The following is a 5,703-nucleotide window of genomic DNA, read 5'->3' as shown; positions in this document are numbered from 1 at the left end:
GAGCCGGAGGGGCCGGGGGTGCTGCGGGTGCCGCGGCGGCGGCCGGTGCGGGGACCACGGGCGTCGGCTTCGTCGCCGGGACGCCGTTGGTCGGCGCGGGCGCCGGGGTCGAGCCGTTGGTCGAGGCCTCGTCGGGCTTGTAGCCCTCGAAGAAGTCCCACCACGCCGGGTCGACGGTGTTCTTGTCCTGGAGGTACTGCTCGTACAGCTCGTCCACGAGCCACTCGTTGGCACCGAAAACGGCGCGCGTCGAGTCAGGATCCGCCATCTGGGTCACGCTGGGTCGCCCACTTCCGCTGCGGTTCGTGACCGCGTCTCTGCTAGTCGACTGCTACTTCTGTTGATGACAACACTACGGCCTGAACGCGCTCGGGCCCGCCTCTGGAGGCCCCTGCGCGACGGATCCGCAGGCGTCTTCACCTCGTCGCCACACCCGGGTCAACGGGGGGCAACGTGCCAGTTCCGCACGCCTCAAGGTGAGGTTGTCGGCACCCCTGGCAGGTCATGCTTCTGCACATCCGTCCAGCACGGGTGCGCGGGCTCAGGTGATGTCCCGCCGGAAGGTCGTCACGCGCCCGATCGCGGCCAGTCCGACGCCGTACGCGACCAGCACGAGGGCGCCCTGCCACCACTCCAGCAGCGTCCCGACGCCCGACTCCGAGTAGAAGCTGCCGCCCGAGACCGCCTCGCCCGCGGCACCCGGAAGGTAGGCGGCGACGCCGTGCCCCCAGCTGGTCAGGGACAGGACGAACCGCAGGACCGGCTCGACGAACTGCGTGAACGCCAGGACGACGACGATGACCGCGACCTGGTTGGTGAGCACCGAGCCGAACCCGACGCCGACCACGGCCCACAGCGCGAGCGCCAGGGCTGACAGCGCGATGGTGCGCCACGTCGAGGCGTCGTCGAGGAACGTCGGCTTGCCCAGCAGCGTGAGGACCGTCGCGCCCGCGCCGACCGCGGCGAGCGTGCCGACCAGGCCGTAGACGAGGCCGAGGCCGGCGGCGGCGAGCAGCTTGGCGGACAGCAGCACCGTGCGGCGCGGCTCGGCGAGCAGGGTGGGGGTGATGGTCTGGTGGCGGAACTCCGCGGCGACTGCCAGCGCGCCCACCACCAGCGGGAACACGTAGCCGAACGTCACGGCGATCGTGTAGACGGCCCGCACGACCGCGTCCGGCGCGGTGTCGACGACACCGCCGGTGTCGCTCGTCGTGCCCGACAGCCCGCCGGGCTGGGAGATGCCCCAGCCGAGCACGGCGGCGAGGAACGCCATGTAGACGGCCATGGCGATCAGCAGCAGCCACCACAACCGGGTGGTGACCAGCTTGCGGTACTCGGTGACCAGGGCGGCGCGCATCAGGCCACCTCGCCGTGGCCGACGAGCTCCAGGAACAGGCCCTCGAGCCCCGGGTCCTGGCCGGCCAGCTCGTGCAGCTCCAGGCCCGCGCCGAACGCGGCGGCGCCGACGGTCGCGGCGTCGACGTCGAGCAGCTCCGCGACCCGCGGGTCGACCGTCGGCGTCCGGGTCCAGCCGCTCCGCTCGACCAGCATCGCGAGCCCGGCGCCGTCGGGGGAGACGACGCGGACGCGGGTCCGGGCCATGCCGGCCAGCTCGGCGAGCGACGACGCGTGCGCCAGCCTTCCCCGGGCGATGATCACGACGTCGTCGACCGTCTGCTCCACCTCGGACAGCACGTGGCTGGACACCAGGACGGTCCGGCCCTCGGCGGCCAGGGCGCGCAGGAAGCCCCGCAGCCACCGGATCCCCTCCGGGTCGAGCCCGTTGGCGGGCTCGTCGAGCAGCAGCACGCGCGGGTCTCCCAGCAGGGTGGTGGCCAGCGCGAGCCGTTGCCGCATGCCGAGGGAGAAGCCGCCGACGCGCCGGTCCGCCGCCGCGGAGAGGCCGACCAGCTCGAGCACCTGGCCGGCGCGCTCGTCGGGGACGCCGACCTGCGGCGTGTAGAGGCGCAGGTGGTCCAGCGCGGTGCGGCCCGGGTGGAAGCTCGAGGCCTCCAGCGCGGCACCGACCGTGCGCAGCGGACGCTGGATCTGCCCGTAGGTCCGGCCGCCGATCGTCGCGGCCCCCGACGTCGGGCGGACGAGCCCGAGGAGCATGCGCAGCGTGGTGGTCTTGCCCGCGCCGTTGGGTCCGAGGAACCCGGTCACCCGGCCCGGCGTCACCTCGAACGAGAGGTCGTCCACGGCGCGTACGGACCCGAACGACTTGGAGAGGTGCTCGACGAGGATCGTGCCGTCGGTCGTCATGCTCCGACCCTAGTGTTCTACCGGGAGTAGAACAATGTGTCAGGCGATGTGCGGGCTGGTCGCCGGGAGGGTCACCCGCATCGTGCAGCCGACCTCCGTGTCCGCGACCTCGATCCGGCCGCCGTGCAGCTCGACCGCCCACTGGACGATCGCCAGGCCCAGCCCGGTCCCGCCGGTGGAGACCTGCCCCGTGTGCGCCGGGTTGTTGCCGCGGACGAACCGCTCGAACACGTGCGCCCGCTGGTCCTGCGCGATGCCCGGTCCGTGGTCGACCACGTCGATCCGCACGTCCGCGCCCACGCGCGACGCCTCGAGGCGGACCTCGTCGTCGTCGGGGGAGTGCCGGACCGCGTTGTGCAGCAGGTTGGCGACGACCTGGTGCAGGCGGTCCGGGTCGGCGGGGACCGTGAGGTCCGGAGGGTCGACCACCACGGGGAACCGCAGCCGCTTGGTGGCCCCGACCAGCATCGCGCCCTCGGCCGCCTCCTCCAGGAAGTCCTGCAGCCGCACGTCCGCGACCTGCAGGGGGACGTCGCCGGCCTCCAGCCGGGACAGGTCGAGCAGGTACGTCACGAGGCGGCCGAGCCGCTCGGTCTGTGCCAGGGCCGCCTGCATGGTCGCGGGGTCCGCCTCGGTCACGCCGTCGACGATGTTCTCCAGCTGGGCCTGCAGTGCGGTGACCGGGGTGCGGAGCTCGTGCGAGACGTTGGCGACGAGCTCGCGGCGGAACGTGTCGGCCTGCTCGAGGTCGTCGGCCATCGTGTTGAACGCGACCGCCAGCTGGCCGACCTCGTCGAGGCTCGTCGCGCGCACCCGCCGGCTGTAGTCGCCGTTCGCCATCCGCCCCGCGGCGTACGTCATCTCCCGCAGCGGCGACGTCATCCCGCGGGCGAGCAGCTGGGTGACGATGAGCGAGGCGATGATCGCGATCGGCAGCGTCCGGGACGGGCCGAGGTGGTTGTAGAGGCCGAACCAGGTGATGAATGCGGCGAGCGTGACGGTCGCGGCCACCAGCACGCCGAGCTTGATCTTGATCGAGCGGAAGCGGTCCAGCGGTCGGACGTCGGGGATCCGCGAGCGTGCGAACTCGCCGCGGACGTGCCGGGGTGCGTTCACGCGCCCTCGGGGACCGTGGCCCCGTCGCCCGTGCCGTCGTTCGGCTCGAACGCGTAGCCGACGCCGTGCACCGTGCGGATGAGGTCGGGGCCGAGCTTGCGGCGCAGCGCCTTGATGTGGGAGTCGACCGTGCGGGTGCCGCTGGCGTCGACCCAGTCCCACACCTCGGCGAGCAGACGCTCGCGCGTCAGCACCGTGCGGGGCGTCGCGGCGAGCGCGAGCAGCAGGTCGAACTCCGTGGGCGTCAGGTGCACCTCGGTGTCGCCGCGCAGGACGCGACGCTGGGCGCGGTCGACGGTGACGTCGCCCAGGACCAGCGGCGGGTCGGGCTGCTCGGCGGCGGCCATCTCGGCCGCCCGGGTCGCGCGCTCGGTGCGGCGCAGGAGCGCCTTGGTGCGGGCGACGAGCTCGCGCATCGAGAACGGCTTCGTCATGTAGTCGTCGGCACCCACGCCGAGCCCGATGAGCATGTCGGTCTCGTCGTCCCGGGCCGTGAGCATGAGCACCGGCACCGGCCGCTCGGCCTGGATCCGCCGGCACACCTCGAGCCCGTCGATCCCCGGCAGCATCACGTCGAGCACCACGACGTCCGGCCGCAGTCGCGACGCCGCGCTGACGCCGGACAGCCCGTCGCCCGCCGACTCCACGGTCCAGCCCTCCGCCGAGAGCCGGTGCACGATCGCCTGCGCGATCGCCGGTTCGTCCTCCACCACCAGGACCGTGGTGCCGGCTGCTCCGCCGGCCGCCGTCGTCGGCCCACCGCTCACGTTCACCATGCCGCCAGCGTGGCACAGGCCCGCACCTTCGACCCCCGGTGACGCTCGGGAGTGTGGATGCGCCGGGTGGTGTCGCCCTCGCGCCCGTATGATCGGGGCCACCATGAGCAGCTCAAGTCGCTGCCGGCGTCACTCCCGGGCCGACGAGCCCGGGGGAGACCATGCCGGCCACCACTTCCTCTCTCCTCTCTACTCTTCTGCCCACTCGAGCGCCGACCTCCGGGTCGGCGTTCGTCGTGCGCCCGTCGGTGCCGCGTGCTGACCGAGTGGCTCCTGGTCGGGCTGGGCGTGCTGCTCACGCTCGGCACCGCGGTGTTCGTCGCCAGCGAGTTCTCGCTGGTCACGCTCGACCCCGGCCTGGTCGAGGGGCAGGCCGCGCCTGACGACCGGCGCAGCCAGTCCGTGCTCAAGGCGCTGCGACGGCTGTCCACCGAGCTCTCCGGCGCCCAGCTGGGCATCACCCTGACCACGGTCCTGCTCGGGTACACCACGCAACCGGCCGTCGTCCGGCTGCTGCGGATCCCGCTGGAGGACTCCGCGCTGGGCCGGGCCATCGGCGGCATCGTCGCCGCGCTGCTCGCGATCATCCTGGTCAACGGCTTCTCCATGGTCGTCGGCGAGCTCATCCCGAAGAACCTGGCCATCAGCCGCCCGCTGCCCACCGCCCGCATGGTCGCCCCGCTGCAGCGCGGGTTCACCAGCGCGCTGCACCCGCTGATCGTCGTGTTCAACGGCAGCGCCAACGCCCTGCTGCGCAGCGTCGGCGTGGAGCCGCGCGAGGAGCTCTCCGGCGGTCGGTCGCCGCAGGAGCTGGCCGCGCTGGTGCGTCGCTCGGCCGAGGTGGGCACGCTCGACGAGTCGACGGCCACGCTGCTCACCAACTCGATCGAGTTCAGCGAGCTCACCGCCGTCGACGTGATGACGGACCGCCTCCGGCTCGTCGTGGTGCGGCGCGAGGAGTCGGCGGCCGACGTCGTCGACCTGTCCCGCCGGACCGGGCACTCCCGCTTCCCGGTGATCGGCGACTCGAGCGACGACATCGTCGGGCTGGTGCACCTGCGCCGCGCTATCGCCGTGCCGTACGAGCGGCGCGCCGAGGTCCCCGCGGCCGCCCTCATGGTCGAGGCGCCGCGTGTGCCCGAGACCGTGCACCTGGGTCCGCTGCTGGTCGAGCTGCGCGAGCAGGGCCTGCAGATGGCGGTCGTGGTCGACGAGTACGGCGGCACCTCCGGGGTCGTCACGCTCGAGGACGTCGTCGAGGAGCTGGTGGGGGACGTGGCCGACGAGCACGACCGGCGGCGCGCCTCCACCGCGCGGTCCGCCGACGGCTCGTGGCTGCTGCCCGGGGTCCTGCGGCCCGACGAGCTGGCCGAGATCACGGGTCTGCACGTCCCCGCCGACGGCCCCTACGAGACCCTGGGCGGCCTGCTCATGTTCGTGCTCGGCCGCATCCCGGCCGACGGCGACGAGATCGTCGTCGACCGGGTCCGGCTCCAGGTCGACGCGATGGCCGGTCGGCGCGTGGAGCGGGTGCGCGTGTGCGCGG

General features: G+C 73.2%; 6 protein-coding genes. 1 reads left to right on the top strand and 5 read right to left on the bottom strand.

Going from position 1 to position 5,703, the window contains the following annotated elements:
• The 5 genes from ACXJKG_RS18900 to ACXJKG_RS18880 all read right to left on the bottom strand — a co-directional run.
• On the bottom strand, positions 1 to 268 hold a 268-nt coding region (locus ACXJKG_RS18900), incomplete at its 3' end, for a 2-oxoglutarate dehydrogenase E1 subunit family protein (protein ID WP_456847279.1).
• A gap of 273 nt (positions 269 to 541) precedes the next feature.
• On the bottom strand, positions 542 to 1,357 hold the full coding sequence (locus ACXJKG_RS18895) for an ABC transporter permease (RefSeq protein WP_456847278.1): 816 nt from the start codon (positions 1,355 to 1,357) through the stop codon (positions 542 to 544).
• Positions 1,357 to 2,265 (bottom strand): ABC transporter ATP-binding protein, encoded by a 909-nt coding sequence (locus ACXJKG_RS18890; protein ID WP_456847277.1) that lies wholly within the window; start codon positions 2,263 to 2,265, stop codon positions 1,357 to 1,359. Before ACXJKG_RS18890 ends, ACXJKG_RS18895 begins: the two co-directional genes overlap by 1 nt.
• A gap of 39 nt (positions 2,266 to 2,304) precedes the next feature.
• A complete protein-coding gene (locus ACXJKG_RS18885; protein ID WP_456847276.1) occupies positions 2,305 to 3,381 on the bottom strand; it encodes a sensor histidine kinase in 1,077 nt (358 codons plus the stop codon).
• A complete protein-coding gene (locus tag ACXJKG_RS18880) occupies positions 3,378 to 4,157 on the bottom strand; it encodes a response regulator transcription factor (RefSeq protein WP_456847275.1) in 780 nt (259 codons plus the stop codon). The genes ACXJKG_RS18885 and ACXJKG_RS18880 overlap by 4 nt, the downstream gene beginning before the upstream one ends.
• A gap of 255 nt (positions 4,158 to 4,412) precedes the next feature.
• Here ACXJKG_RS18880 and ACXJKG_RS18875 point away from each other — a divergent pair.
• The coding region (locus ACXJKG_RS18875; RefSeq protein WP_456847274.1) for a hemolysin family protein at positions 4,413 to 5,703 on the top strand (1,291 nt) is incomplete at its 3' end.

This window comes from Cellulomonas sp. P5_C6, assembly GCF_054049635.1.
Note: the sequence above shows the minus strand (reverse complement) of the source record. Positions and strands in the feature narration are given on the sequence as shown.

Coding starts and splice junctions, on each gene's coding strand:
- ACXJKG_RS18895 (WP_456847278.1), bottom strand. CDS start 1,357: ATGCGCGCCGCCCTGGTCACCGAGTACCGCAAGCTGGTCACCACCCGG.
- ACXJKG_RS18890 (WP_456847277.1), bottom strand. CDS start 2,265: ATGACGACCGACGGCACGATCCTCGTCGAGCACCTCTCCAAGTCGTTC.
- ACXJKG_RS18880 (WP_456847275.1), bottom strand. CDS start 4,157: ATGGTGAACGTGAGCGGTGGGCCGACGACGGCGGCCGGCGGAGCAGCC.